Source organism: Streptomyces sp. NPDC003035 (genome assembly GCF_042888285.1).
GTDB lineage: Bacteria > Actinomycetota > Actinomycetes > Streptomycetales > Streptomycetaceae > Streptomyces.
Genome location: NZ_JBIAPJ010000009.1, coordinates 372,880 through 397,688, shown reverse-complemented (window position 1 = coordinate 397,688; position 24,809 = coordinate 372,880). Strand labels below are relative to the sequence as shown.

Sequence of the window (24,809 nt, the reverse complement as noted above, 5' to 3'; positions counted from 1 at the left end):
CTCCCCTGCAACCGATTAACGCGTCAGCATCTCCGCCAGGCGGGACAGGCCGTCCGCCGCGTGCCCCTCGGCGATCGAGCGGTCCAACAGGACCTGGAAGGGCTCGAACAGCTCCGGGCTGACACCCTGCGCCTTGTACGTGGCCAGGAAGTTGGGGAACGCCGACTGGTTCACCGCCAGGCTGGAGACATCGGTCAGGTGCTGTCCCGAGTCGACGGCCCGAGCCAGGTCTGGGACGATGCCGAGCATCGCCGTGATCCAGGGGACCAGCAGCTCGCTGTACTCCTCGGCGTTCACCTTCTCCGTACGGGCCAGGGCCAGCGCCTGCACCACGCCGATGAGCATCCCGTACATGCCGGTCAGCAGGCCGAGGTCGTACAGGGCCGCGAGGCCCGGGTCGGTGCCGGTCCACTTGGTGCCGCCCAGCGCCGCGAGGGTCGGGCGATGGGTCGCGTACGCCTCCTCGTCGCCGCTGTAGAAGACGTACGCGTCCGGGCCCGCGATCATCTGCGGGACGGCCATGATGCCGCCGTCGACGTACCGGGCACCGAGCTTCTCCGCGCGGGCGGAGAGCGTCCGGGCCTGCTCCGGCGTGCCGTTGGTGAGGTTGACCAGCGTCTTCCCGGCCACGGAGTCGCCGAGGGCGGTGAGGAGTTCGTCGACGTTGTCGTTCGTCAGCAGGCACAGGACGACCAGCGGGCTCGCCGCCACCGCGTCCGCCGGCGTGGCGGCGGGCAGGGCGCCCTGCGCGACCAGCGGACCCGTCCTGGCCGGGGAACGGTTCCAGACGGTGACCGGGTGGCCGGCGTTCAGGAAGGCCGTGGCGAGGGCGGTGCCCATCATGCCCAGGCCGAGGACGGAGACCGGCGCGGAGGCGGGCGCGGGGGCGGGGGCGTTTTCGGGCATGGGGGTGCTCCAGGACTTGGAATCGGGGGTTTCGAGCCGCTGTCCGGCTCGCTCTCGATCCTTCTCCAGGGCGGTTCGCCCCACAAGTACCGACTTAATGGTCAGCTACGCACCGATTGGTAAGCATGGGCCGCGCGGCGCACCCTGGAAGTACCTCAGGAGGTGGTCCTCATGACCCACACCCTCGTCGGATGGCACATCGAGATGGAGTTCCAGGAGGACGGTGACCGGACGCGGGCGGCCGCCATGGTGCGGCTCGGGGACGGCACCGAGTTCCGCGCCAAGGGCAACGCCCACAGACACCCGTCAGACCCCGAGCAGTTGAGGGTCGGCGAGGAGATCGCGGGCGCACGCGCCCTCATGGACCTCGCCTCCCAGATGCTGCAGAAGGCACACACGGAGATCGACGAGGCCTCGGGCAGGTCGTCCCACCCGATCCGCTGAACCCGCGGCGCCTCGGGACGGGGCGGGCTGATCACCTCACCCTCGCCGGGAGACAATGGAGCCCGGCGAGGGCGAGGCAGGGGGCACGGGACGCGTGGCGACAGATACGGGCGGATTCGCGGAGCAGCTACGGGACCTGAAGGAGCGGTCCGGGCTCAGTTACGGAGCGCTGGCGAAGAAGCTCCACGTCAGCACGTCCACGCTGCACCGGTACTGCAACGGCGACGCCGTTCCGACGGAGTTCGCCCCGGTGGAGCGGCTGGGGCGGCTGTGCGGAGCCTCCCGCGAGGAGATGATCCGGCTCCACCGCGGCTGGATCCTGGCGGACGACGCCCGCGGGAAGGGGAAGGCCGCAGCGGCACCCGACGAGCAGGAGGGCGGGGCGGAGGGCGCGCCGGCGGGCGGGCCGGCGGGTGAGGCCGCTGCCGCCGCCGAGGCGCCGGCCGCAACGGATGCCGACGCCGTCGTCACCGTTCAGCCGCTCGACCGGCCGTCGGCGACCACCCCTTCCCGCCCACGCAAGCGCCTCGCCATGGCGCTCGCCGCGGCCGCCGTCGTCGCGCTCGCCGTGCCCGTGGCCTACGCCGTCCGCGACACGGCGGACGACACGAGCGGCCACGACGGCGGAACAGTGGCCGGCCCCACCACCGGGCCGGACGTCTCCCGCACCCCTCCCCCCACCCCTTCGGCATCCGGCTCCGGCACCCCGTCCGCCTCCCTCTCCGCCTCCGCCTCCGCCCCCACCTCCACGACATCGGGCGCGCCGACGCCGCCCTCCGCCGAGGCGCCGCGCGAGGAGACCGGAACCCCCGTGAGCGTGGGCATCAGCTCCTACGCCTGGGACGGCCCCTGCGGGCAGCACATCGCGCTCGACCAGGAGCCCGGCGAGGTACCGCCCCCGCCCGCCCCCCAGGACACCCGCGGCTGGGCCCGCGCCCTCGGCGGGGTCGACGGCGGACACGTGAAACTCGAACTGACCGCGACCGGCAAGACCGCCGAGGCGGTGGTGCTCAACGCCCTCCACGTACGCGTGGTGGAGCGCGGCGCGCCCCTGAACCGGGCGGCGTACTTCATGGGCGACGGCTGCGGCGGCGGTATCACCCCGCAGACCTTCGACATCGACCTCGACGCCGCGCGTCCGCTCGTGAAGCCGGTCGCCGGCCGCGACGGCGACGGGATCGTGCCCGCCAAGGACTTCCCGTACAAGGTCTCCACCAGCGACCCCCAGGTCCTCAACCTCGACGTGCACACCGAGGCGCACGTCGCCGCCTGGTACCTGGAGCTGGACTGGAGCAGCGGCGATCGGCACGGGACGGTACGCGTCGACGACGGCGGGAAGCCGTTCCGTACGAGCGCCATCGAGGGCAAGAAGCAGTACGCCTACCTGCCCGGCCAGGGCCGATGGGTGGCCCAGTAGGGGTACGGCGAAGGCCCCGGCACCGTACGGAAAACGGTGCCGGGGCCCTCGTATGCCCGGGCCGGTCGCGGGTCAGAGACGCTCGGGGGTCCGGATGCCCAGCAGGGCCATGCCCTGGTGGAGCGTGCGGGCCGTGAGGTCGCAGATGAAGAGGCGGTTCTCCGCGACCTCCTGCGGCGGCTCCGGCTTGATGACCGGGCACTGGTCGTAGAACGTCGTGTACAGCGAGGCCAGCTGGTACAGATACGCGGCCAGCTTGTGCGGGGCGTACTCGGCAGCGGCCTCGGCCACGGTCTCGCCGAACTGGTCCAGGTGAAGGCCGAGTGCGCGCTCCGCCGGGGCCAGCTCCAGCTCGGGGTGGGCGACCGGCGTGCGGTCACCCGCCTTGCCGAAGATCGACTTGATACGCGCGTACGCGTACTGGAGGTACACCGACGTATCGCCGTTCAGCGACACCATCTGGTCCAGGTCGAACTTGTAGTCCCGCGCAGCCGATGTCGACAGATCCGCGTACTTCACCGCGCCGATGCCCACCTGAGCACCCCGCTCGGCGATCTCGTCCTCGGTCAGGTCGCGCGCCTTCTCACGGACCACGGACGCGGCCCGGTCGATCGCCTCGTCCAGCAGGTCCACCAGCCTGACCGTCTCGCCCTCACGGGTCTTGAACGGCTTGCCGTCCTTGCCGAGCACCGTGCCGAAGGCCAGCTGGACCGCCTTGACCTCGTCGTTCAGCCAGCCGGCCCGGCGGGCGGTCTCGAAGACCATCTTGAAGTGCAGGGACTGGCGGGCGTCGACCACGTACAGCAGGGTCGTCGCCTTCAGGTTCTGCACACGGTCACGGATCGCGGACAGGTCGGTGGCCGCGTATCCGAAGCCGCCGTCGGACTTCTGGACGATCAGCGGGGTCGGGTTGCCGTCCTGGCCCTTGATGTCGTCGAAGAACACGCACAGCGCACCGTTGGAGCGGACCGCGACACCCGACTCCTCGAGGATGCGGCAGGTCTCCACCAGCATGTCGTTGTAGCCCGACTCGCCGACCACGTCCGGGTCGTCGATGTCCATGTCGAGCTTGTCGAAGACCGAGTAGAAGTAGATCTTCGACTCGTCGACGAACCGCTGCCACAGGGCGCGGGTCTGCTCGTCACCGGCCTGGAGGTCCACGACCCGCGCCCGGGCACGCGTCTTGAACTCCTCGTCCGAGTCGAACAGCACGCGCGAGGCCTTGTACAGCCGGTTGAGGTTCGACATGGCCTCCTCGCCGGAGACCTCCTCGTCCGACTTGTGGTCCAGCTCGTGCGGGTGCTCCATCAGGTACTGGATGAGCATGCCGAACTGGGTGCCCCAGTCGCCGATGTGGTGGCGGCGGACCACCTTCTCGCCCGTGAACTCCAGGATCTCGACCATCGCGGCGCCGATCACGGCGGAGCGCAGGTGACCGACGTGCATCTCCTTGGCCACGTTCGGCTGCGCGTAGTCGACCACCGTCGTGCCGGCGCTCTCCGCGAACGGCACGCCGAGGCGGTCGTCGGCGGCCCGGGCGGCGAGGGTCCTGATGATCGCCTCGTCGGTGACCGTGATGTTCAGGAAGCCGGGCCCCGAGACCTCGATCTCCTTCAGCACGTCGTTCGCCGGGATGCCGTCGACCACCTTCGTCGCCAGCTCACGCGGGTTGCCCTTGAGCTGCTTGGCGAGGGCCAGGATGCCGTTGGCCTGGAAGTCGGCCCGGTCGCTTCGTCGCAGCAGCGGATCGGCGGAACCGGCCTCCGGCAGGGCTGCCGAGAGCCCTTCCGCGAGGCGCTGCTGCACGGTCGAAGCGAGGGAAGGGACCGAGGCCATGAGCTTCCGTTCCTGTATGTGGGGCGGGTGGGCTATTTCGCTTGTCAAGTGTCCCATGGGCGGGCAACGTGTTTTCTCCCCTGTGGACAACCTCGGAGTGCTCCGTTCCGTCTGGGAGAATGGCTGACGTAGGGCAGCAGGATTTCGAGGGAATCAAGGAAGAAGGACGTACCGACCGTGGCTCAGAGCAGCACCGAGACCGACTGGGTCTCCCGTTTCGCGGACGAGGTCATCGCCGAGTCGGAGCGACGTGCGCCTGGCAAACCGGTCGTCGTCGCCTCCGGACTCTCCCCCTCCGGCCCGATCCACCTGGGCAACCTCCGCGAGGTCATGACCCCGCACCTGGTCGCCGACGAGATCCGCCGCCGTGGGTACCAGGTCCGGCACCTGATCTCGTGGGACGACTACGACCGGTACCGCAAGGTCCCGAACGGCGTCGCGGGCATCGACGCGTCCTGGGCCGAGCACATCGGCAAGCCGCTCACCTCCGTCCCCGCCCCGGCCGGCTCGCCGCACGCGAACTGGGCCGAGCACTTCAAGGCCGCCATGGTCGAGTCGCTGGCCGAGCTGGGCGTCGAGTACGACCCGATCAGCCAGACCGAGCAGTACACCGCCGGCACCTACCGCGAGCAGATCCTGCACGCGATGAAGCACCGCGGCGACATCGACGCGATCCTCGACCAGTACCGGACGAAGAAGGCGCCGAAGAAGCAGTCCCAGAAGCCCGTCGACGAGGCCGAGCTGGAGGCCGAGGAAGGCTCGGGCGCGGCCAGCGAGGACGACGGCTCGGGCGGCGCCGGAGGCTACTTCCCGTACAAGCCGTACTGCGGCCAGTGCGAGAAGGACCTGACGGCCGTCACCTCGTACGACGACGAGACCACCGAGCTGGCGTACACCTGCACGGCGTGCGGCTTCTCCGAGACCGTCAAGCTCAGCGAGTTCAACCGCGGAAAGCTGGTCTGGAAGGTCGACTGGCCGATGCGCTGGGCGTACGAGGGCGTGATCTTCGAGCCCTCCGGCGTCGACCACTCGTCCCCCGGCTCGTCCTTCGTCGTCGGCGGCCAGATCGTGCGCGAGATCTTCGACGGCGTCCAGCCGATCGGCCCGATGTACGCCTTCGTCGGCATCAGCGGCATGGCCAAGATGTCCTCCTCCAAGGGCGGCGTGCCCACCCCGGCGGACGCGCTGAAGATCATGGAGGCGCCGCTGCTGCGCTGGCTGTACGCGCGCCGCAAGCCGAACCAGTCCTTCAAGATCGCCTTCGACCAGGAGATCCAGCGGCTCTACGACGAGTGGGACAAGCTCGAGGCCAAGGTCGCCGACGGCTCCGTGCTGCCCGCCGACGCGGCGGCGTACGCCCGCGCCGCGCGCACGGCCGCCGGTGAGCTGCCGCGCACCCCGCGCCCGCTGCCGTACCGGACGCTGGCCTCGGTCATGGACATCACGGCCGGCCACGACGAGCAGACCCTGCGGATCCTGACCGAGCTGGACCCGGAGAACCCGGTCACCAGCCTCGACGAGGTCCGCCCGCGCCTGGACCGCGCCGAGAACTGGATCACCACCCAGGTTCCCGCCGACCAGCGCACCATCGTCCGCGACGAGCCGGACGCCGAACTCCTCGGCTCCCTCGACGACCAGGGCCGCGAATCCCTGCGCCTCCTCCTGGAGGGCCTGGACACCCACTGGTCCCTGGACGGACTGACCACGCTCGTCTACGGCGTCCCGAAGGTCATGGCCGGCCTCGACCCCGAAGCCAAGCCGACCCCGGAACTGAAGGTCGCCCAGCGCGCCTTCTTCGCCCTGCTCTACAAGCTCCTCGTGAGCCGCGAGACCGGCCCGCGTCTGCCGACGCTGCTGCTGGCGGTCGGGGCCGAGCGCGTGCGCAAGCTCCTCGGCGCGTAGGCGACGCCGTACGCCGGAAGCCCGCCGTCCCGGTACCGGGGCGGCGGGCTTCTGCATCCTTCGGACGAGTCGGGAGTCCGACGTGCGCACGACGAAACAGCGGGCCGCGCGGGAGACCGTGGAGACATGAAGAACGAGGTCATCACAGTCATCGGATGGGTCGCCCTCATCCAGGGCGGACTCGGCGCCGGCGGACAGCTCTTCGGCGACAAGGCCTGGGGGATGCTCCAGAAATGGTGGGACATCCCCACCGCCGGATACGCCGTCCTCACCCTCGCCGGAATCGCGCTCGCCCTGTGGGGCGAGACCGCGAAGAAGCGGGCCAAGGCCTGAACGACGCCACAGCGGCCGGTCAGGCGATGTGGTTCTCCGCCAGCTCCCGCTCCATGCGCTGACGCAGCCCGGGCATCCACTGCCGCAGCAGCGCGGCGCTGCGCGGATGCTGGACGCCGTACCGGTCGCTCAGCAGTATGTCGAGCTGCTCGACGCTCGGCGGCATCTGGTTCTCACCGGTGTACGTCAACAGCGCCTTGTACGCCGCCTCCAGGAAGTCCTCCACCGGCGGCTCCGGCTCCGGCTCCACGTACTCCGGATACTCCTCGAACTGCTCCGGACCCTGCTCCTGGCGCGGTCCGGGAATCGGGAGCTCCTCGGGGCCGTACGGCACCGCCACCGGCGTGGGCTCCAGACCCTCGACGATCTGAGGAGCGTAAGCACCCTCGTACGCCTCCGGCGGCAGCTGCTGGGCCTGGAACCACGGGCTGTCGTGATTCGGCTCCTGCTCGGGCTCCGCCTGCGGCCCGTACTGCGGGCCCTGCTGCCGGCCGGGCTGCTGCACCGGCTGCGGCCCCTGCTGCTGGACAGCGCCCTGGGGAAGCTGCGGAGCGATCTGGACCGGCTGCTGGACCTGCTGCTGGATCTGCTGGACCTGCTGAGCCGCCACCGGCTGCGCCGGGAGCAACGCCGGCTCCACACCCGCCGCCGCGAGCCCCGCCGCCGCCGTCTCCGCCAGCGGCACGCCGTACTTCGCCAGCCGCAGCGGCATCAGCGCCTCCACCGGCGCCTTCCGCCGCCACGCCCGCCCGAAACGCGCCTGCAGCCGCGCCTGATAGATCAGCCGGTCCTGCTCCAGCTTGATCACCTGCTCGTACGAGCGCAGCTCCCACAGCTTCATCCGCCGCCACAACCGGAACGTGGGAATCGGCGACAGCAGCCAACGCGTGATCCGCACACCCTCCATGTGCTTGTCGGCCGTGATGTCGGCGATCCGGCCCACCGCATGGCGCGCCGCCTCCACCGCGACCACGAACAGCATCGGGATCACGGCATGCATACCCACACCCAGCGGGTCCGGCCAGGCAGCCGCGCCGTTGAACGCGATCGTCGCCGCGGTCAGCACCCACGCCGTCTGCCGAAGCAGCGGGAACGGGATCCGTATCCACGTCAGCAGCAGATCCAGCGCGAGCAGCACACAGATGCCGGCATCGATACCGATCGGGAAGAAATAGGAGAAGTCGCCGAAGCCCTTCTCGACGGCGAGCTCACGCACAGCGGCGTACGAACCCGCGAAACCGATACCGGCGATGACCACCGCACCGGCGACCACCACCCCGATCAGAATCTTGTGCGTGCGTGTCAGCTGCACCGCGGCCACCCGCGATCCCCTCCCGTCAGTCCACATCTCGCGGGCACAGCGTGGCACACGCGCGAAGAGCCCGGCCCCCGGGGGAGGGACGGACTCCTCGAAAACATGCGCAAATACGGGTGTTCGCGACCTGTGGCCGCCCCGGCCGCTACTGCGCCGTGGCCGCGACCGCCGAGACGGCCTCCTTGGCCGCCTTCACCGCGCCGTCCATCATCACCTTGTCCGCAGGAGCCGCCGCCCCCCAGTAACCGGCGCCGTTGTACGTCAGCAGCACCAGCACATTGCCGGTCCGCGCCACGACCGAGGCGTACTTGAAGTCCTCGCCCGTCTTCCTCAGCTCGTAGGCCACGGCCTTCGACTGCTCACCCACGCCCGGCGCGTCCGTGGTGCGCAGCTTCTTCGCGCCCTCCGTCGCCTGGAGCTTGGCCAGCTCCTTGGCGAAGTTCTCCTGCGCCCTCTCCTGGCCGCTGCCGAGCGTGGCGTCCGACTCGTAGCGGTAGAACGAGACGTCGAGCCAGCGGTACTGCGAGCCCTTCACGCCCTTGTCGTCGAGACCGTTCCACGAGCAGCCACCGCGGCTCGTCGTGTCGCTGGACGGAGCGGCCGTACCGTTCTTCACCTTCGCCTTGGGAACCAGGCTCGCGGTCGTCTTCGCGGAGATGGCCTTGCACACGTCGGGCAGCTTCGCGTACTTCGCGGGCTCGACCGTCTTCGTCGACTGCTGGGCGCTGGGGGTGGCGGACGCCGAACCCCGGCCCTTGTCCGGAGAGCCCGAACCGCCGTCGGAGTCCGACGAGCAGCCGGCGACGACGAGCATCACCGGGACGGCTGCGCAGGCGAGTATGCGGGTGAGTCGCGGGGCTGATCGGTGCATGGTTCCTTCAGTCGCTAGTCGTACGGTCCGGCCGGCGGCCACGGTACGCCGACACGTTACGTGCTCCCGGCGCGCTCACGGAGCGGCACCGCACGGCTACTCCTCCAGGCGCTCGGCGAGCAGCCGAGCCAGATTCCGGGCCTTTTCCTGCAGTTCCCGGCTGTCCGGCGGCTCCGCGGAACCGCTCGTCTGCTCCACGTACTCGACCGTCACGATCACGTTGGATGTGCGGAACACCACGCTCACGGTGCGGTGCCGGCCGTCCGGGCCGCCGGAACTGAGCACGTCGTCCAGGAACGCGACCTGCCCGAGGCCGTCGAGCACGCGGGGCTCCAGACCGGTGGTGGCCGGGCCCGTGGGGATCGGGGTCGTGGCGGAACCGGTGGGTGCGGCGGGGCTCGCGGGAGCCGTGGTGCCGGTGCCGGTGCCGGGGGTTCCGGGCGTCTGCGTGGCGGGAGGGGACTGAGGAGTCTGCTGGGGCGCGGGAAGGTCCGCCGCCACCTGCTTGCCCGAGAACACCTCCTGCGCGCGGTCGTCGTCGCTGACGGCGGGGTCGTACGACACCACCCGCTCGATGTCGAGGCGCAGCCGGTGCGAGGCGTCGGCGGTGTCGGCCTTCCAGTTGCAGCCGACCCGACGGTCCGTGTCGTACGTGACGACAGCCGTGCCGCGGTACGCCTGCTCGCGCTCCTCGTCGGGGAGCTGGGCGGCGCCGGGGAGCAGGCCCTTGAGCGTGGCCTGCGGGACGGAACCGCAGGGCTCGAAGAGCGTGCGGTAGCGGCCGGGAGGGGCGGGATCGGAGGCGGGGCCGGCCTTGGAGTCGACGGCGTCCACCCCGGCTCCGGCACCCGAGGAGCATCCGGTGAGGCCCAAGGCGAGCGCCGCCGCGAGCGCTGTCAGACCGGGTACGTACGCCTGTCGCTGCACGCTCCCAGGCTCCCTTCTCCCGAAGACTTCCCCGACTTCCCCGAAAACTGTTTGCCGCCGGAGTCCGGTCGGTGGAAACAATGTGTATCGCACGCACTGCCGTTGATGCCGGTCCGTCGTCACCTGTACGGGCCTTGGAGCCGGTTTTTGCGTTATCAGGTTTTTTGGGGGAATCGAGGAAGTATGTCGTATGTAGAGGTGCCGGGTGCGAAGGTACCCATCCGGATGTGGGCCGATCCTTCCACGGTGGAGGGCGGCGCCATGCAGCAACTCCAGAACGTGGCCACGCTGCCGTGGATCAAGGGCCTGGCCGTGATGCCGGACGTGCACTACGGCAAGGGCGCGACGGTCGGCTCCGTGATCGCGATGCACGGGGCGGTCTGTCCGGCGGCGGTCGGTGTGGACATCGGCTGCGGGATGTCGGCGGTGAAGACGTCGCTGACGGCGAACGACCTGCCGGGGGATCTGTCGCGGCTGCGGTCGAAGATCGAGCAGGCGATTCCGGTGGGGCGGGGGATGCACCGGGACGAGGTGGACCCCTCACGGTTGTTCCAGTTCCCGACGGCGGGGTGGGGCGACTTTTGGTCGCGCTTCGATGGGGTCGCCGACTCGGTCAAATTCCGTCACGAACGTGCCCAGAAGCAGATGGGAACGCTCGGAAGCGGCAACCATTTCATCGAGTTCTGTCTCGACGAGTCGGGTGCGGTCTGGCTGATGCTGCACTCCGGGTCGCGGAACATCGGCAAGGAACTCGCCGAGTACCACATCGGTGAGGCGCAGAAGCTGCCGCACAACCAGGGGCTCGTGGACCGGGACCTGGCGGTGTTCGTCGCGGACACCCCGCAGATGGCGGCCTACCGGAACGATCTCTTCTGGGCGCAGGAGTACGCGAAGTACAACCGCGCGATCATGATGGCGCTGTTCCAGGAGGTCGTCCGGCGGGAGTTCCGCAAGGCGAAGGTGACCTTCGATCCGGTCATCTCCTGTCACCACAACTACGTGGCGGAGGAGCGGTACGAGGGGATGGACCTGCTCGTCACGCGGAAGGGCGCGATCCGGGCCGGCTCCGGCGAGTTCGGGATCATCCCGGGCTCGATGGGCACCGGTTCGTACATCGTGAAGGGGCTCGGCAACGAGGCGTCCTTCAACTCGGCCTCGCACGGCGCGGGCCGGAAGATGAGCCGGAGCGCGGCGAAGCGGCGCTTCTCGACGCGGGACCTGGAGGAGCAGACGCGGGGCGTGGAGTGCCGTAAGGACTCCGGCGTCGTGGACGAGATCCCGGGTGCGTACAAGCCGATCGAGAAGGTCATCGATCAGCAGCGGGACCTGGTCGAGGTCGTCGCGAAGCTGAAGCAGGTCATCTGCGTGAAGGGCTGACGGATGGACGAAGAGGGGCCGACGCCATGGGCGTCGGCCCCTCTTCGCGCTGCGGGGTGACCGCTCACAGCTCGCGGTGGACCTTGGTGTTCGAGGCCTGGGCGCGGGGGCGGACGACCAGGAGGTCGATGTTGACGTGCGGGGGGCGGGTGACCGCCCAGGTGATGGTGTCGGCGACGTCGTCCGCCGTCAGGGGGTCGGGCACGCCCGCGTAGACCTTGGCGGCCTTTTCGGTGTCGCCGCGGAAGCGGGTGGTGGCGAACTCGTCGGTCTTCACCATGCCGGGGGCGATCTCGATGACGCGGACCGGGGTGCCGACGATCTCCAGGCGGAGGGTTTCGGCGAGGACGCGGGCGCCGTTCTTGGCCGCGACGTAGCCGGCGCCGCCCTCGTACGTGGAGTGGCCCGCGGTGGAGGAGAGGACGACGACCGTGCCGTCGCCGCTCGCGGTGAGGGCGGGGAGCAGGGCCTGGGTGATGTTGAGGGTGCCGATGACGTTGACCTCGTACATCTGGCGCCAGTCGTCGGGGTCGCCGGTGGCGACGGGGTCCGCGCCGAGGGCGCCGCCCGCGTTGTTCACGAGGACGGCGATGGTGCGGAAGGCGGTGGCGAAGGTCTGGACGGCCTCGCGGTCGGTGACGTCGAGGGCGTAGGCGGTCGCCTGGTGTCCGGCTTCGACGATCTCGGCGGCCAGTGCCTCGATGCGGTCCTTGCGGCGGGCCGTGAGGACCACGCGGTATCCGGCGGCGGCGAGCTGTCTGGCGGTGGCGGCGCCGATACCGCTGCTCGCTCCGGTGACGACGGCGATGGGGGTACCGGCGGCGGTCATGACGTGCTCCTCGAGCGTGTGGTCGATGGTGCGGTCAGGATATGCGGGGGTCAGCGGGCCCGTGGGGTGTACATGATCACGGCCATGCCGGCGAGGCAGATGAGGGCGCCGAGGATGTCCCACCGGTCGGGGCGGTATCCGTCGGCGACCATGCCCCAGGCGAGGGATCCGGCGACGAACACTCCGCCGTAGGCGGCGAGGATCCGGCCGAAGTCGGCGTCGGGCTGGAGGGTGGCGACGAAGCCGTAGACGCCGAGGGCGAGGACTCCGGCGCCGATCCAGATCCAGCCGCGGTGCTCGCGGACGCCCTGCCAGACGAGCCAGGCTCCGCCGATCTCGAAGAGGGCGGCGAGGGCGAAGAGGGCGGCGGAGCGGGCGATGAGCATGGGGTCAGGGTGCCACGGGACACGCTGACTGACGGGTAGTCAGAATATAGGGCGATCTGTCGGTATCTTCGGGGTATGAGTGCGATGCGCAAGGCCCTGCTCGGGACGGCGTTGGCGGCCGCTGTGGTGCTGGGTGCGGGCGAGAGTGCCCGGGCCGTGGGCGGCGGCGAGGCCGCGGCGGGCGAGGCCACGGGGTTCGAGACCGCGGGGTTCGAAGCCGCGGGGTCCGAGGCCGATCTGGCCCATCATGGGCATGTCTCCCTCTGGGAGGGCCGGCTCGGCGTCTGGCTGGTGAGCGAGAACCACGGGCCGGCGGACGTGTCCCGGGCGACCGTGCGGCTCGCCTTCTCCGAGCCGCTGGCGGGTGGGCAGGAGTTGCCGCCGTCCTGTCTGTGGGGGAGCGACCGGGTGGTGGTCTGCCGGACGGCTGAGCTGCGGGCGGCGGGAGCGATCGGCGAGCTGGCTCTCGATCTGCGGACGGCGGGCTCTCCGGACGAGATGACGGTCGACATCTCCACGGTGTGGACCGACGGGACCACCGACGGGAATCCGGGGAACGACCGGCATCGTGTGCTGGTCCTGGCCACCGGTGATCCGTACGTCTTCTGAGCCGACGGTCAGGCGGTGTAGCCGTCGGGGCGGACGAGGAGTGTGGAGCGGCGGGTGGGGTCGGTCCAGGTGGCCCGAGTGACGCGGGCCGGGGTGGTGGGGGCGGCCGGCAGGTCCGGGGTCGTGCCTTCGGGGGCGATGAGGACGAACTCGCCCGCGCGGAGCAGTTCGTAGAGCCGGCCCTCGCGGAGCTTCAGGTCCGGGACGCGTCGGGTGCCCCGGCCGTAGGTGATGCCGATTCCGCTGAGCATGCCCAGCACCTTGGCGGAGGCGGGGGGTGCGGTGTCCAGGACGCGTGCGGCGAGGGTGCGGGCGGTGCGCAGGAGGGGGCCGTGGGCCATGGCGAGCCGGATGATGGCTCCGCTGCTGCGGAGGACGGTGGCGCCGACCGGGTGGCGTTCGGCCTGGTAGCTGTCGAGGAGCGCTTCGGGGTCGGGGGCTTCGCCGCGCAGGACGGCGGTGAGCTTCCAGGAGAGGTTGGCGGCGTCCTGGAGGCCGGTGTTCATGCCCTGGCCGCCGGCGGGGGAGTGGACGTGGGCGGCGTCGCCGGCGAGGAAGACGCGGCCGACGCGGTAGGCGGGGGTCTGGCGTTCGTCGCTGTGGAAGCGGGAGATCCAGCGGGCGTCGTGCATGCCGTAGTCGGTGCCGAGGGCCTGGCGGGCGATCTCGCGGATCTCGTCGAGGTCGACGGGCTCGGTGTCGGGGACCTGGCGCGTGCGGTTCCAGCCCATGACCCGGTACCAGCCGTCGCCGAAGGGGGCGATGAAGGCGAAGGAGTCTCCGCCGCCGTTGACGGTGAGCAGGTCGTCGGGCTTCTCGGTGAGGCGGACGTCGGCGAGGACGAGGGAGCGGATGACCGAGGTGCCGGGGAAGGGCAGGCCGAGTGCGGTGCGCACGGCGCTGCGTACGCCGTCGGTGCCGACGAGGTAGCGGGCGCGGAGGGTGACGGGGGTGCCGTCGGGGCCGGTGAGTTCGGCGGTGACCTGGTCGGCGTCCTGGCTCAGGGCGCGGAGTTCCGTTCCGTACCGGAAGTCCACACCTGTGGACAGTGCGCGGCGTTCGAGGAGACGCTCGACTTCGTACTGGGGGGCGACGAGGAGGTAGGCGAAGCGGGTGGGCAGTCGGGTCAGGTCGAGGGAGGCGCGGCCGAAGAGGCGCATCCGGGTGATGGGGGTGCCTGTCGCGACGAGTTCGTCGGCGAGGCCGCGGGCGTCGAGCTGTTCCAGGGTGCGGGCGTGCACGGCGAAGGCTCGGGTGATGTTGCTGATGCCGTGTGCGCGGCGCTCGACCAGGGTGACGCGCAGGCCCGCGGCGGCGAGGTCGCCGGCGAGCAGCATTCCGGTGGGGCCGGCTCCGACGACGAGGACGTCCGTGTCCTGGTGGTTCATGGCTGCCTCCTGGGTGTGGTGGTGCCCACGGTCGTTGGCCAACACCTGTTGGTCAACACCTGTTGGTCAACGCTTGTTGGCAAATGTAGGTGCGCCGTGATGGAGTGTCAACACCCGTTGGCCTACAGTTGTTGGCATGACGACCGCCCGCCGTTCTGACGGCACCCGCGCCGCGATCCTCGACGCCGCCCGCGAACGCTTCGCCTCCGACGGCTACGAGCGCGCCACGATCCGGGCCATCGCCCGCGACGCCGGGATCGATCCGTCGATGGTGATGCGCTACTACGGGAGCAAGCAGGGGCTGTTCGCCGCGGCGGCCGATTTCAAGCTGGAACTCCCCGAGCTGGGCGGCCTGCCGTCCCGGCACGTCGGCGTGGCCCTGGTCACGCACTTCATCGACCGCTGGGAGCGCGACGACGTCCTGACCGGGCTGCTGCGGGTCGGCGTCACCAACGAGGCGGGCATGGAGCGCATGCAGGAGGTCTTCGCGAGCCAGCTCGGCCCGCTCACCCGCGGGGTCTGCCCCGACCCCGCCGAGGCGCCGCGCCGGGCGGCGCTCGTGGCCTCGCAGATCCTCGGCATGGCGCTCACCCGCTACGTGCTGCGGTTCGGGCCGGCGGTCGAGATGTCCCGCGAGGAGATCGTCGCCTGGCTGGGGCCGACCATCCAGCGCTATCTGACGGCGCCGGAGCCGTAGAGCGCCGGGTCGCTGTACGGACCGTCCAGCCCAGCGCCGAACAGGCCGAGCGTCTGCGCGCGGGCGAACTCGGCTGACCCGCCGGGTCGCCGGGGCCGCAGGGCCGGGCCGCAAGGGTCCCCGGGGCCGCCGGGGCCCGCTGCCGGGTCAGCGCGCCGCTGGGCCGGGTCAGCGCGCCGCTGGGCCGGGTCGCCAGGGCCGGGTCGCCGGGACCGCACGGACGTGTCGCCAGGGCCGGGTCGCCGGGACCGCACAGCCGGGTCGCCAGGGCCCGCCGGGCCGGGTCGCTAGGGCTGGGTCGCAAGGGTCCCCAGGGCCCGCTGTCGGGTCAGCGCGCCGCCGCGCCGCCGAACTCGCGCAGGGCGTCCGTGACGATCGCCTCCAGGCGCGCGTGGTGGGCTCCCCGCCAGTACACCCGCTCGCACTCCGTGCACCGCGCGAAGACGTCGTACGTCTTCTGCGTGCCGTGCTCCAGCCGCTCGCGCACCGAGTCCTTGTCGGCGTCGGTGAGCCGCCCGTTGCAGGCGGTGCAGCGGGTCCAGGGCGCCAGGACCGGCGCGAACCGCTCGAGGACGTCACGGAGCTGGTCCTCGGGCCGGTCGCTGTACACATAGGCACCGGCCCACAGCTCCCGGCGGCGCAGCAGGCCGCGGTCCCGGGAGAGCATCACGCGCCGTTCCTTCGCGGAGAGCGCGGCCAGCGCCGGATCGCCGATGTCCTCGCTCTCGTACATCGCGTCGACGCCGAGCAGCCGCAACCGGCGTGCCAGCGTGCCCAGATGCACGTCGAGGAGAAACCGGAGCGGGGCGCCGGGGACCGGCTGGGGGCGCTCGACGCTTTCGACCTCGACCGTCTCTCCCGCCGCGGGGATGTGGGACGTCTCCACCGGGCGCCCGTCCACCAGCAGCCGCCCCACCTCGGTCAGCGGAACGCCCAGCGACTCCACGACATGGCCGAGTGTGGAGGCGCCGTCGGTCGCGACGGCGGTGCGCCCCGGGCGGCGCTCGGCCGGGACGAAGAGCCGCAGGCCGGGGGCGAAACTGATCTGGATCTCCGGTCCGTTCACGGGGACAGGATGTCACCGCGGCACGCTGGGCGGCCAGGGAATTCGGCCCCGCGGCCTCCGCCCCGGCCTCGCGGGCGGGGTCCCGGTCCACCCCGGCCGCCCCGGCCCTCCGATACGGTCCCGATATGAAGATCATCGACCTCGAGCCCGGGGACCCGCGCCTGGAAGCCGACCTGCTTCCCGTCCTGCGCGAGCTGCGTCCGCACCTCACGCCGCAGCTCTTCCATGACATCCACCGCAACGGCCGGCCGCAGGGCCTGCGCTTCAGCGCCGCCTATGCCGATGACGGCACCTGCGTGGGCGCCGCCGGCTGGCGGATCATCGACAACACCAGCGCGATCCGCAAGCTGTACGTCGACGACCTGGTCACCGCCGCCACCGCCCGCTCCACCGGCGTCGGACACGCGCTCCTCGCGCACCTGGAGCGGCACGCGCGCGAGAGCGGCTGCCACGAGCTCAACCTGGACTCCGGCACCCACCGCACCGGGGCGCACCGCTTCTACCTGCGCGAGCGCCTCGACATCGTGGCCTTCCACTTCACCAAGTCGCTGACCGCGGACGGATCGGACGGTCCCGGCTCGGACGGCTAGGGAGCCTCCAGGTCCAGGCGCCAGTCGTTGCAGCGCAGCGGACGGCCGGGCGGGTACTCGAACGCGCGCTCACCGAGCAGCTCGAAGCCGGCCTTCCGGCACACCGCGTTCGAGGCCCCGTTGTCCGTCGAGGGAAAGGCGTGCAGGAAGCGGTACGTGAGCTCGGCCCGCGCCAGCTCGGCCACCGCGCGCGTGGCCGCCGTCGCGACGCCCCGCCCCTGGAACCCCGGAAGCACCGTCCAGCCCGTCTCGTACACCGGCTCCCCGTCCCAGGTCTGCTTCCAGTAGCCGATGCTGCCGACCGCGACCTCCTCGGGGAGCAGCACGATCCTGAGCATCAGCTCCGCGCTCGTACGGTCGGCGCTCAGCCGCATGTACCGCTGGTGGCGCTTGGTGAGCGCCTCGTCGGTCTCGGGGCCGCCGAGGTGCTCCATGAGTTCCGGCGCGTTCATGGCGCGCAGCAGGCCGAAGTCGCCCTCGGACCAAGGCTCCAGGCGTATCGGTGAGGCGTGGGTGTCCATGGCGCGCACTGTAGGTCAGGGGGCCGACAGGCGGCGGGCGTACACGGTCGGTGACACCCCGACCGTCGCCGTGAAGTCCCGTACGAGATGGGCCTGGTCGCTGTAGCCGAGCTCCGCCGCGAGACCGGCCCAGTCCAAGGAACCCTCCGCCTCGGCGGGCTCGGCGCGTTCCAGGGCCTCGTGGATGCGGTGGCGCAGGATGACCCACTTCGGGCCGACCCCGACGCAGTTCGCGAAGAGCCGCTGCAGCGACCGGCTCGAGAGACCCTGCGCGCGGGCCAGTTCGGACACGCGGCGGATCGTGCGGTCCGTACGGACCAGGTCCACCAGCGCCATGGCCTGGGCGGCCTGCGGGTCGGGCTCGGGTCCGTGGGTCAGCAGGAAGGCGTCGAGGGCCGCCACGCGCGCGTGGTCGGTCTCCGGGGTGAGGACGGCGGCCACGGAGGCGTCCCCCGTGCCCGTGAACACCTCGTCGAGTGGGACGCGCCGGCCCGTCCACGCCGACACCGGCCGTGCGGGGGCGAAGGGCCGGAAGCCGCCCGGCCGGAACTTCACTCCGCAGACCCGGCCGACGCCCATGAGCTTCTTCGTGAACAGGTCGAGCCCGATCCCCGCGACCTCGCCCGAGGCCGTCCCGGAGGAGCCCTCCCCCTGACGCTGGAAGACGACGTTCACGGACGGATGCGGGACGACATGGGAGGCGTACGGCGCGGACAGGTCCCAGTCGATGAACCAGTAGTTGTCCACGTACGGGCGCAGCTCCGGGGCCGGCTCGTCGCGGCGGAACCGGACGCGGGCGAAGAGCTCGGCGGCGTCCACGATGCCCCGGGTGTCACGGCGCGGACCGGAGACGGTCATGCCAGAAGCGGTCACGCCGGAAGCAGCCGTGCCGGGAGCAGCCATGCCGGAAGCAGTCATGCCGCGCACCCTAGGCGGCGGCCCCGCTCACCGCAGGCGGCCCGCGGAACCCACTGAGAGGTGCGAGACGACCTGGCCGAAGGCGTGCTCCTCGGCGGGGGTGAGCGGAACGGTCTCCTGGGGGTGCCAGACGCGCTCCAGCGGCGCGGCCGCCTGTGCGCGGCGAGCGCGGGCGCGCAGGCCCAGCGCCACGCACCCCGCGGCGGTGGCCGCGAGCATGCCGAGGACGGTGATGGCGCGGGGGTCCGAGAACGGGCCGGGCAAGGTCGACATGGCTGACTCCAGGGCGAGAGGGCCGGTACGGGGACGCGCCCGGGGAGACGGCGCGTGTGTACGGCGCTGACGATTTCTCCTTCTTCCTCCCGACATGTTCAGTTAACACGATGATGCGGGACTTTCGGCAGGGGGCCCGGGCGGAAGACCTGGCCCTCGGGGCCTGGCGGGAGGCCCTCTTGTGTGGGCCGGGGAAGCGCTTCAAGGTGGCGGGAGAGGCGCATTCCGGCCGGGGAGGGAGTAGCCGCATGACGGACACAGGGGCCACGGGGGCGTGGGGGTTCACCGACGACAGGGGTGCGGCGCCGGCAGCCGTACGGACGCCCGGGCGGGTGGTGGCCTACGTACGGGCCGGGGCGGGGCTGCTGGATCTCGGGGTGACGCCGGTCGCGGTGTACGGCTCCGCGCACGACGGCGCGGCTCTCGACCCGGTCAAGGCGGGGGAGCTGGCGGCGGCGGGCGTCCCGTACCTGGGGGCGGGGCGCGCCCTGGACGAGGAGGCGCTGCGCAGCCTGCGCCCCGACCTGATCGTGGACGTCACGTACGACAGGAAGAGCCCCTACGCGCTGGACGAGGCGGTCGCCGACCGGCTGGGGGTGCCGCTGGCCGCGCTGTCGGTCGGCAACGAGCTCAGTCTGGCGGCGATCATCGCGCGCTTCGGTGAGCTGGGCGCGGCGCTCGGTGCTCCCGCTGTTTCCCGCCCTGCCGGTGCCGCTCCCGGCCCCGGCCCCGGTGCCGCTCCCAGTCCCAATCCCGGTCCTGGTCCCGCTCCCGGTGCCGATCCGATGGCCTCCGCCGAGGACGTCCTCCGGGCCGCCGCCGCGCGGAGCGACCGCACCGTCCTGGCCCTCTCCGGTGCCGGCCCCGACCAGGTCCACCTGGCCCGGCCGCACGCCTGGCCCGAGCTGGCCCGGCTTCAGGAGCTCGGTGTCCGCCTGCTCGATCCCGGCCCCGGTCCCGGCGCCAGCTGGCTCACGGCCGACTGGGAGCACGCTGCCACGCTGAACCCGGGCCTGGTGCTCCACGACAGCCGCGCCCATGCCGTCGGACCCGACGCGTTCCCGCCCGTGGGGCACGCGCGCGTGGCGCCCTGGAACCCGGAGACACCGCCGAGCCCGGCGGCGTACGCCCGCTTCTTCGAGGACGTCGCCGCGGCGCTTCAGGCGTAGACCGGGGTCTCGGTCCGCGGGCAGGCGCTTCAGGCGTAGACCGGGGTCTCGGTGTTCTCGCCCATGCGCGCCCGCAGGGAGCCCGCGAACTCCTCCGCGCGGGCGAGCTGGGCGCGCAGCTCGGCGACGCGCCCGGAGGCGGCCCGCTCGTAGCGGCGCACCCGGGCGACCAGGGCGGACCGCTCCTCGGGCGTGAGTTCCGCGTCCGTGTCCGGGCGGTCCGCGGCGAGGCGGTCCATCGCCGCCAGGAGGTCGCGGGTCTCGTCGATCGTGAAGCCGAGCGGTTTCATCCGGCGGATCACCATCAGGCGGTCCACGTCGGCGTCGGTGTAGAGCGGGAACCCGCCCGGGGACGATGCCGAGGGGACGACCAGGCCGCTGTCCTCGTACTGGCGGATGGTCCGCAGGGACAGGTCCGTCCGTGCGGCGACCTCGCCGATCTGCATGGGTTCGCCGGCCAGGCGCAGTCTGCTCACGATGTCCGTCCTTCCTCGGGGCGGGCACCAACGGGCACGGCTCCCGCCCGGTTCTTTCTGTTTGTCCTAACTTCAGCACTTATGAGGACGGGAAGGGTGGCGAAACGCCTGCGGGCCGGCCGGCCATTGAACCCGAGGCCGGCGAGAGCGAGCCCTACGGCCAGACCAGGCAGTACGGCTGGTGCCCCGCCTCGTGCAGGCGGACCGAGAAGTCCTGCCACTCGTGGAGCAGCTGGTAGACGTTGAAGGCGTCGCGCGGGCCGCCGCGGTCCGGGACCGTGGACCAGATGAAGGCCGCCGCGCCGACCGATTCCTCGCCGATGCCGCGCAGCGGGTCGACCACGGTCATGGGCAGCTTCACCACGGCGTAGTCGGGGTGGAGGACCACCAGTTCCAGCGGGGGCACTTTGTGCAGGGGCATGCCCTGGATGCCCGTGAGGACCATCGCGGCTATCGTCTCGGGCTTGATCTTCGTGAACATGCCGCCCATGCCGAGCTCGTCACCGCCCAGCTCCTCCGGACGCATCGAGATCGGGACGCGGGCCGCCGTGGCGCCGTCGGGTGCGCCGAAGTATTTGTACGTCACCCCCAACCGGCCTCTCCCGCCCCCTGTCGTGGGTCCTGTGGATTCCCTGGATTCCGAGGATTCCGTGGATTGCGTGGGATCTTCCCTGCGCCGTCGCCGGTGCCGCCCCCGCCGGGCAGGCTCCGGACCCAGATCGTCCGTCCCCTCACCCAGTCCGCCACCGCGATGCATATCTCCACCCGACTGCTTTTTAGGCAACACGACCCCCGCCGCGCAACCCGATCATCGTGACAGTGACCTCCCCCACGCTCTCGCGGTGAAACACCTGTCCGCAAGAACGTCCGGCCCTCTGACACCATGGATTCCGTGAGCCATCCCTATGACGCCCCAGTTTCGCAGACGCGGAGGAACCACGCCCCGGCGTAATTCACAGGGTGCCCACGCCGTCTCTCCGTACTCGCCGACTTACTCGCAGGTCAGGACCACAGTGCCGTATTCATACGAAGCCCCAGTCTCACAGACGCTTTTCGACCGCGCGTCCCTCGTGACGCCCGGCGGCGTGAACTCACCGGTGCGCGCCTTCCGAGCCGTGGGCGGAACGCCCCGGTTCATGGTGTCCGGTACCGGCCCGTACCTCACCGACGCGGACGGTCGGGAGTATGTCGACCTCGTCTGTTCGTGGGGACCGATGATCCTCGGCCACTCGCACCCCGAGGTGATCGCCGCCGTGCAGGCCGCCGTCGCGCGCGGCACCTCGTTCGGCACGCCCGGCGAGGGCGAGGTCGCCCTCGCCGAGGAGATCGTCGCCCGGATCGAGCCCGTCGAGCAGGTTCGGCTGGTTTCCTCCGGTACGGAAGCCACGATGTCGGCGATCCGGCTCGCCCGCGGCTTCACCGGCCGCGCCAAGGTCGTGAAGTTCGCCGGCTGCTACCACGGGCACGTGGACGCGCTGCTGGCCGCGGCCGGCTCCGGTGTGGCCACCTTCGGGCTGCCCGACACGCCCGGCGTGACCGGCGCGCAGGCCGGCGACACGATCGTCCTGCCGTACAACGACCTGGAGGCGGTCCAGGAGGCCTTCCACCGGTACCCGGGCGAGATCGCCTGTGTGATCACCGAGGCCTCGCCGGGCAACATGGGCGTCGTCCCGCCGCGGCCGGGCTTCAACCAGGGCCTGAAGGACGCGTGCGCGAAGAACGGCGCGCTGTTCATCTCCGACGAGGTCATGACCGGCTTCCGTACCTCCCGTGCCGGCTGGTACGGCGTCGACGGCGTGAAGCCGGACCTGATGACCTTCGGCAAGGTCATGGGCGGCGGCTTCCCGGCCGCGGCCTTCGGCGGCCGCGCCGACGTCATGGGGCACCTCGCCCCGGCGGGCCCGGTCTACCAGGCCGGCACGCTGTCCGGGAACCCGGTCGCCACCGCCGCCGGTCTCGCGCAGCTGCGCCTGCTGGACCAGGCCGCGTACGACACGGTCGACGCGGTGTCGAAGGAGATCCAGGGGCTGGTGACGGACGCGCTCACCAAGGAGGGCGTCGCGCACCGGCTGCAGACCGCCTCCAACATGTTCTCCGTGTTCTTCACGTCGACCGAGGTCCGTGACTACGACGACGCGAAGAAGCAGGAGGCCTTCCGCTTCAACGCCTTCTTCCACTCGATGCTGGCCGACGGGGTCTACCTGCCGCCGTCCGCCTTCGAGTCCTGGTTCGTGTCCACGGCCCACGACGAGCGGGCGATCGAGCGGATCGCCGCCGCGCTGCCGGCCGCCGCCCGCGCCGCCGCGGAGGCGACCGCATGACCGGGACGACCGGGGCGGCCGGGGCGGCCGGGGCGACGGTGCCGACCGGCGCGACCGGCTCCACCGGGGCGGGCGGCTCGACCGGGAGCGACATCACCGTCGTCCACCTCGTGCGGCACGGCGAGGTGGAGAACCCCGACGGCATCCTCTACGGCCGCCGTACCGGCTACCACCTCTCCGAGCTCGGCCGGCAGATGGCCGACCGGGTCGCCGAGCACCTGGCCGGCCGGGACATCACGTACGTCGTGGCGTCCCCGCTGGAGCGCGCCCAGGAGACGGCCCAGCCGGTCGCCAAGAGCCACGGCCTCGACCTGGCCACGGACGAGCGGCTCATCGAGGCCGGCAACGTCTTCGAGGGCAAGACCTTCGGCGTCGGCGACGGCGCCCTGCGCAAGCCGGGCAACTGGAGGCACCTCACCAACCCGTTCAAGCCGTCCTGGGGCGAGCCGTACATCGAGCAGGTCGTACGGATGATGGGCGCCCTCGACGCGGCGAAGGACGCGGCCCGTGGTCACGAGGCGGTCTGCGTCAGCCACCAGCTGCCGATCTGGATCGTGCGCAGCTTCGTCGAGAAGCGGAAGCTGTGGCACGACCCGCGGCGCCGCCAGTGCACGCTGGCCTCGCTGACCTCGTTCACGTACCAGGGCGACAAGATCGTCTCGGTCGGCTACAGCGAGCCGGCCCGTGATCTCGTCCCCGCGCATCTGCTCGCGGGCGCGAAGCCGGTCAAGGGGAAGTCGAAGGCGTTCGGCGCGTGAGCGCTCCGCGGGGAGGCCGGCGGGCCGGAGGCGCTCGGTCCCGCTGACGGATGTACATCGGCCGCGCGGGGGTACATGCTCAGGGCGATCGGATGACGTGAAGTCATCTGGTCGCCCTGAAATTTTTGTGCTCATTACCGGAACCTCCGTGTTACTCCCGGCATCTCACTCATTGTCGGTTTGGATGACCTTTTCGGTCATACGCGAGCGAGCGCGAATGGGGACGTCATGCGCGGGATCAGTCGAAGGAGTCTGCTGGGAGCGGGCGTTGGGGCCGCCGCGGCGATCGGGGTCGCCGGCTGCAGCATCAACAACCCGGACGAATCGGGCAATTCCGGACCCGGTAAGGGTGGTGACGCCTCGGGATCCCCGAGCGCGCCCGCACCCACCGAGAAAGAGGCCCGGCTCATCGGTGACGGTTCCACCGCCGACACCGGGAAGCAGCCGAACCAGCCCGACGCCCCCGTGCCGCTCGAACCGGGCCAGACCCCGCCGCAGTTCGTGATCTTCTCCTGGGACGGCGCCGGAGAGGTCGGCAACGGCCTCTTCCCCCGCTTCCTCGAGCTCGCCAAGAACCACGACGCCGCGATGACCTTCTTCCTCTCCGGGATCTACCTCCTGCCCGAGTCGAAGAAGAACCTCTACCGCCCGCCGAACAACCGCGTCGGAGCCTCCGACATCGGCTACCTCACCGACGACCACATCAAGGACACCCTCGGGAACGTCCGCCAGGCGTGGCTCGACGGACACGAGATCGGCACGCACTTCAACGGCCACTTCTGCGGCGGGTCCGGCTCCGTCGGCAACTGGACGCCGGCGCAGTGGCAGAGCGAGATCGACCAGGCGATGAAGTTCGTCACCGAGTGGAAGACCAACAGCGGCTGGACCGACCTCGACCCGCTGCCCTTCGACTACGGCAAGGAGCTCGTCGGCGGCCGCACCCCCTGCCTCCTCGGTCAGGACAACCTGCTGCCCACGGCGAAGCGGCTCGGCTGGCGCTACGACGCCAGCTCCCCCGGCGGCCGCCAGATGTGGCCGGTCAAGCGCCAGGGGATCTGGGACCTCCCGCTGCAGGCCGTGCCCTTCCCCGGGCGCTCCTTCGAGGTCCTGTCCATGGACTACAACATGCTCGCCAACCAGTCGAAGAACACGACCAAGGGGATGCCCTCGCGCTACCCCGGCTGGCGCAAGCAGGCCACCGAGGCCTATCTCGCCGGGTTCAGCCGCGCCTACGAGTCCAATCGCGCGCCGTTCTTCATCGGCAACCACTTCGAGCAGTGGAACGGCGGCATCTACATGGACGCCGTCGAGGAGGCCCTGAAGGGCATGGCCGGCAAGAAGGACGTCCGGCTGGTCTCCTTCCGGCAGTTCGTGGACTGGCTGGACGTGCAGGACCCCAAGATCCTCGCCAAGCTCCGTACGCTCGACGTCGGCCAGTCTCCGGCGGGCGGCTGGAACGCCTTCCTCAGGCCGGCCTGAC

At 71.1% G+C, this 24,809-nt stretch carries 26 protein-coding genes; 12 read left to right on the top strand and 14 right to left on the bottom strand.

Annotation, left to right across the window (positions count from 1 at the left end; all coding sequences use genetic code 11):
• Nucleotides 1–15 precede the first annotated feature (15 nt).
• Entirely contained in the window at nt 16–906 is an 891-nt protein-coding gene (locus ACFYV5_RS28760; RefSeq protein WP_389173138.1) for an NAD(P)-dependent oxidoreductase, read from the bottom strand.
• Nucleotides 907–1,077: 171 nt separating this feature from the next.
• Here ACFYV5_RS28760 and ACFYV5_RS28755 point away from each other — a divergent pair, with 171 nt between their 5' ends.
• Nucleotides 1,078–1,350 (top strand): DUF1876 domain-containing protein, encoded by a 273-nt coding sequence (locus ACFYV5_RS28755; RefSeq protein ID WP_355113812.1) that lies wholly within the window; start codon nt 1,078–1,080, stop codon nt 1,348–1,350.
• Nucleotides 1,351–1,444: 94 nt separating this feature from the next.
• Nucleotides 1,445–2,767, top strand: coding sequence for a helix-turn-helix domain-containing protein (locus ACFYV5_RS28750; RefSeq protein ID WP_389173135.1), 1,323 nt, complete (start codon nt 1,445–1,447; stop codon nt 2,765–2,767).
• A gap of 72 nt (nt 2,768–2,839) precedes the next feature.
• On the opposite strand, the gene argS is transcribed toward ACFYV5_RS28750, so the two are convergent.
• A complete protein-coding gene (gene argS / locus ACFYV5_RS28745) occupies nt 2,840–4,603 on the bottom strand; it encodes an arginine--tRNA ligase (protein ID WP_389173133.1) in 1,764 nt (587 codons plus the stop codon).
• Nucleotides 4,604–4,780: 177 nt separating this feature from the next.
• Between argS and lysS the strand changes: the two genes are divergently transcribed.
• Both lysS and ACFYV5_RS28735 read left to right on the top strand, forming a co-directional pair.
• Nucleotides 4,781–6,505 carry a lysine--tRNA ligase gene (gene lysS / locus ACFYV5_RS28740; RefSeq protein WP_389173131.1) on the top strand — a complete coding sequence of 575 codons (1,725 nt, stop codon included), beginning with the start codon at nt 4,781–4,783 and terminating at the stop codon, nt 6,503–6,505.
• Nucleotides 6,506–6,631: 126 nt separating this feature from the next.
• Nucleotides 6,632–6,838 (top strand): hypothetical protein, encoded by a 207-nt coding sequence (locus tag ACFYV5_RS28735; protein ID WP_355113804.1) that lies wholly within the window; start codon nt 6,632–6,634, stop codon nt 6,836–6,838.
• Nucleotides 6,839–6,857: 19 nt separating this feature from the next.
• On the opposite strand, the gene ACFYV5_RS28730 is transcribed toward ACFYV5_RS28735, so the two are convergent.
• The 3 genes from ACFYV5_RS28730 to ACFYV5_RS28720 form a co-directional block, all read right to left on the bottom strand.
• The gene (locus ACFYV5_RS28730) at nt 6,858–8,159 is read right to left on the bottom strand and encodes a DUF2637 domain-containing protein (RefSeq protein ID WP_389173129.1); all 1,302 of its coding nucleotides are present in this window, start codon (nt 8,157–8,159) and stop codon (nt 6,858–6,860) included.
• A 139-nt stretch (nt 8,160–8,298) separates the two neighbouring features.
• Nucleotides 8,299–9,024: a DUF3558 family protein gene (locus tag ACFYV5_RS28725; RefSeq protein WP_389173127.1), complete on the bottom strand. Its 726-nt coding sequence runs from the start codon at nt 9,022–9,024 to the stop codon at nt 8,299–8,301.
• Between the two features lie 96 nt (nt 9,025–9,120).
• Nucleotides 9,121–9,951, bottom strand: a complete 831-nt coding sequence (locus ACFYV5_RS28720) for a DUF3558 domain-containing protein (protein WP_389173125.1) — start codon at nt 9,949–9,951, stop codon at nt 9,121–9,123.
• A 183-nt stretch (nt 9,952–10,134) separates the two neighbouring features.
• On the opposite strand from ACFYV5_RS28720, the gene ACFYV5_RS28715 reads away from it, so the two are divergent.
• Nucleotides 10,135–11,328, top strand: a complete 1,194-nt coding sequence (locus tag ACFYV5_RS28715; protein ID WP_389173123.1) for an RtcB family protein — start codon at nt 10,135–10,137, stop codon at nt 11,326–11,328.
• Nucleotides 11,329–11,392: 64 nt separating this feature from the next.
• On the opposite strand, the gene ACFYV5_RS28710 is transcribed toward ACFYV5_RS28715, so the two are convergent.
• Together ACFYV5_RS28710 and ACFYV5_RS28705 are read right to left on the bottom strand one after the other, a co-directional pair.
• Nucleotides 11,393–12,157, bottom strand: coding sequence for an SDR family NAD(P)-dependent oxidoreductase (locus ACFYV5_RS28710; RefSeq protein WP_355113796.1), 765 nt, complete (start codon nt 12,155–12,157; stop codon nt 11,393–11,395).
• A 50-nt stretch (nt 12,158–12,207) separates the two neighbouring features.
• Nucleotides 12,208–12,543, bottom strand: coding sequence for a YnfA family protein (locus ACFYV5_RS28705; RefSeq protein ID WP_355113795.1), 336 nt, complete (start codon nt 12,541–12,543; stop codon nt 12,208–12,210).
• Nucleotides 12,544–12,618: 75 nt separating this feature from the next.
• On the opposite strand from ACFYV5_RS28705, the gene ACFYV5_RS28700 reads away from it, so the two are divergent.
• Nucleotides 12,619–13,152 (top strand): hypothetical protein, encoded by a 534-nt coding sequence (locus ACFYV5_RS28700; protein WP_389173120.1) that lies wholly within the window; start codon nt 12,619–12,621, stop codon nt 13,150–13,152.
• 8 nt (nt 13,153–13,160) lie between these two features.
• Here ACFYV5_RS28700 and ACFYV5_RS28695 read toward each other — a convergent pair whose 3' ends face one another.
• Complete coding sequence (locus ACFYV5_RS28695; RefSeq protein WP_389173118.1) at nt 13,161–14,585, bottom strand: FAD-dependent monooxygenase; 1,425 nt, start codon at nt 14,583–14,585, stop codon at nt 13,161–13,163.
• A gap of 91 nt (nt 14,586–14,676) precedes the next feature.
• Here ACFYV5_RS28695 and ACFYV5_RS28690 point away from each other — a divergent pair, with 91 nt between their 5' ends.
• Entirely contained in the window at nt 14,677–15,237 is a 561-nt protein-coding gene (locus ACFYV5_RS28690) for a TetR family transcriptional regulator (protein WP_355113789.1), read from the top strand.
• A 328-nt stretch (nt 15,238–15,565) separates the two neighbouring features.
• Here the strand turns inward: ACFYV5_RS28690 and ACFYV5_RS28685 are convergent, their stop codons facing one another.
• The gene (locus ACFYV5_RS28685) at nt 15,566–16,303 is read right to left on the bottom strand and encodes a Mut7-C RNAse domain-containing protein (protein ID WP_355113787.1); all 738 of its coding nucleotides are present in this window, start codon (nt 16,301–16,303) and stop codon (nt 15,566–15,568) included.
• Nucleotides 16,304–16,428: 125 nt separating this feature from the next.
• Here ACFYV5_RS28685 and ACFYV5_RS28680 point away from each other — a divergent pair, with 125 nt between their 5' ends.
• Nucleotides 16,429–16,893: a GNAT family N-acetyltransferase gene (locus ACFYV5_RS28680; RefSeq protein ID WP_355113785.1), complete on the top strand. Its 465-nt coding sequence runs from the start codon at nt 16,429–16,431 to the stop codon at nt 16,891–16,893.
• Here the strand turns inward: ACFYV5_RS28680 and ACFYV5_RS28675 are convergent.
• From ACFYV5_RS28675 to ACFYV5_RS28665, 3 genes are all read right to left on the bottom strand, one after another.
• On the bottom strand, nt 16,890–17,414 hold the full coding sequence (locus ACFYV5_RS28675) for a GNAT family N-acetyltransferase (RefSeq protein WP_389173115.1): 525 nt from the start codon (nt 17,412–17,414) through the stop codon (nt 16,890–16,892). The two genes, ACFYV5_RS28680 and ACFYV5_RS28675, sit on opposite strands and share 4 nt — an antisense overlap.
• A 15-nt stretch (nt 17,415–17,429) precedes the next feature.
• Nucleotides 17,430–18,272 carry a DUF6597 domain-containing transcriptional factor gene (locus ACFYV5_RS28670; protein ID WP_389173189.1) on the bottom strand — a complete coding sequence of 281 codons (843 nt, stop codon included), beginning with the start codon at nt 18,270–18,272 and terminating at the stop codon, nt 17,430–17,432.
• 87 nt (nt 18,273–18,359) lie between these two features.
• On the bottom strand, nt 18,360–18,605 hold the full coding sequence (locus tag ACFYV5_RS28665) for a hypothetical protein (protein WP_389173113.1): 246 nt from the start codon (nt 18,603–18,605) through the stop codon (nt 18,360–18,362).
• Nucleotides 18,606–18,853: 248 nt separating this feature from the next.
• On the opposite strand from ACFYV5_RS28665, the gene ACFYV5_RS28660 reads away from it, so the two are divergent.
• Complete coding sequence (locus tag ACFYV5_RS28660) at nt 18,854–19,774, top strand: ABC transporter substrate-binding protein (protein WP_389173111.1); 921 nt, start codon at nt 18,854–18,856, stop codon at nt 19,772–19,774.
• A gap of 29 nt (nt 19,775–19,803) precedes the next feature.
• Here the strand turns inward: ACFYV5_RS28660 and ACFYV5_RS28655 are convergent, their stop codons facing one another.
• Both ACFYV5_RS28655 and ACFYV5_RS28650 read right to left on the bottom strand, forming a co-directional pair.
• Nucleotides 19,804–20,235, bottom strand: a complete 432-nt coding sequence (locus ACFYV5_RS28655) for a MerR family transcriptional regulator (protein WP_389173187.1) — start codon at nt 20,233–20,235, stop codon at nt 19,804–19,806.
• A gap of 169 nt (nt 20,236–20,404) precedes the next feature.
• A complete protein-coding gene (locus tag ACFYV5_RS28650; RefSeq protein WP_389173109.1) occupies nt 20,405–21,007 on the bottom strand; it encodes a hypothetical protein in 603 nt (200 codons plus the stop codon).
• 256 nt (nt 21,008–21,263) lie between these two features.
• Here ACFYV5_RS28650 and hemL point away from each other — a divergent pair, with 256 nt between their 5' ends.
• From hemL to ACFYV5_RS28635, 3 genes are all read left to right on the top strand, one after another.
• Nucleotides 21,264–22,571, top strand: coding sequence for a glutamate-1-semialdehyde 2,1-aminomutase (hemL, locus tag ACFYV5_RS28645; protein ID WP_355113775.1), 1,308 nt, complete (start codon nt 21,264–21,266; stop codon nt 22,569–22,571).
• Nucleotides 22,568–23,329, top strand: coding sequence for a histidine phosphatase family protein (locus ACFYV5_RS28640; protein WP_389173106.1), 762 nt, complete (start codon nt 22,568–22,570; stop codon nt 23,327–23,329). Before hemL ends, ACFYV5_RS28640 begins: the two co-directional genes overlap by 4 nt.
• A 228-nt stretch (nt 23,330–23,557) precedes the next feature.
• A complete protein-coding gene (locus tag ACFYV5_RS28635; RefSeq protein WP_389173104.1) occupies nt 23,558–24,808 on the top strand; it encodes a hypothetical protein in 1,251 nt (416 codons plus the stop codon).
• Nucleotide 24,809 lies beyond the last annotated feature (1 nt).

Excerpts from the sequence above, each read along its gene's own strand:
- ACFYV5_RS28680 (WP_355113785.1), top strand. The coding sequence starts at position 16,429 with ATGAAGATCATCGACCTCGAGCCCGGGGACCCGCGCCTGGAAGCCGAC.
- ACFYV5_RS28710 (WP_355113796.1), bottom strand. The coding sequence starts at position 12,157 with ATGACCGCCGCCGGTACCCCCATCGCCGTCGTCACCGGAGCGAGCAGC.
- argS (WP_389173133.1), bottom strand. The coding sequence starts at position 4,603 with ATGGCCTCGGTCCCTTCCCTCGCTTCGACCGTGCAGCAGCGCCTCGCG.
- ACFYV5_RS28640 (WP_389173106.1), top strand. The coding sequence starts at position 22,568 with ATGACCGGGACGACCGGGGCGGCCGGGGCGGCCGGGGCGACGGTGCCG.
- ACFYV5_RS28675 (WP_389173115.1), bottom strand. The coding sequence starts at position 17,414 with ATGGACACCCACGCCTCACCGATACGCCTGGAGCCTTGGTCCGAGGGC.
- ACFYV5_RS28690 (WP_355113789.1), top strand. The coding sequence starts at position 14,677 with ATGACGACCGCCCGCCGTTCTGACGGCACCCGCGCCGCGATCCTCGAC.
- ACFYV5_RS28660 (WP_389173111.1), top strand. The coding sequence starts at position 18,854 with ATGACGGACACAGGGGCCACGGGGGCGTGGGGGTTCACCGACGACAGG.
- ACFYV5_RS28635 (WP_389173104.1), top strand. The coding sequence starts at position 23,558 with ATGCGCGGGATCAGTCGAAGGAGTCTGCTGGGAGCGGGCGTTGGGGCC.
- ACFYV5_RS28670 (WP_389173189.1), bottom strand. The coding sequence starts at position 18,272 with ATGACCGTCTCCGGTCCGCGCCGTGACACCCGGGGCATCGTGGACGCC.
- ACFYV5_RS28725 (WP_389173127.1), bottom strand. The coding sequence starts at position 9,024 with ATGCACCGATCAGCCCCGCGACTCACCCGCATACTCGCCTGCGCAGCC.
- ACFYV5_RS28735 (WP_355113804.1), top strand. The coding sequence starts at position 6,632 with ATGAAGAACGAGGTCATCACAGTCATCGGATGGGTCGCCCTCATCCAG.
- ACFYV5_RS28715 (WP_389173123.1), top strand. The coding sequence starts at position 10,135 with ATGTCGTATGTAGAGGTGCCGGGTGCGAAGGTACCCATCCGGATGTGG.
- ACFYV5_RS28650 (WP_389173109.1), bottom strand. The coding sequence starts at position 21,007 with ATGCATCGCGGTGGCGGACTGGGTGAGGGGACGGACGATCTGGGTCCG.
- ACFYV5_RS28705 (WP_355113795.1), bottom strand. The coding sequence starts at position 12,543 with ATGCTCATCGCCCGCTCCGCCGCCCTCTTCGCCCTCGCCGCCCTCTTC.
- ACFYV5_RS28760 (WP_389173138.1), bottom strand. The coding sequence starts at position 906 with ATGCCCGAAAACGCCCCCGCCCCCGCGCCCGCCTCCGCGCCGGTCTCC.
- ACFYV5_RS28755 (WP_355113812.1), top strand. The coding sequence starts at position 1,078 with ATGACCCACACCCTCGTCGGATGGCACATCGAGATGGAGTTCCAGGAG.
- ACFYV5_RS28700 (WP_389173120.1), top strand. The coding sequence starts at position 12,619 with ATGAGTGCGATGCGCAAGGCCCTGCTCGGGACGGCGTTGGCGGCCGCT.
- ACFYV5_RS28665 (WP_389173113.1), bottom strand. The coding sequence starts at position 18,605 with ATGTCGACCTTGCCCGGCCCGTTCTCGGACCCCCGCGCCATCACCGTC.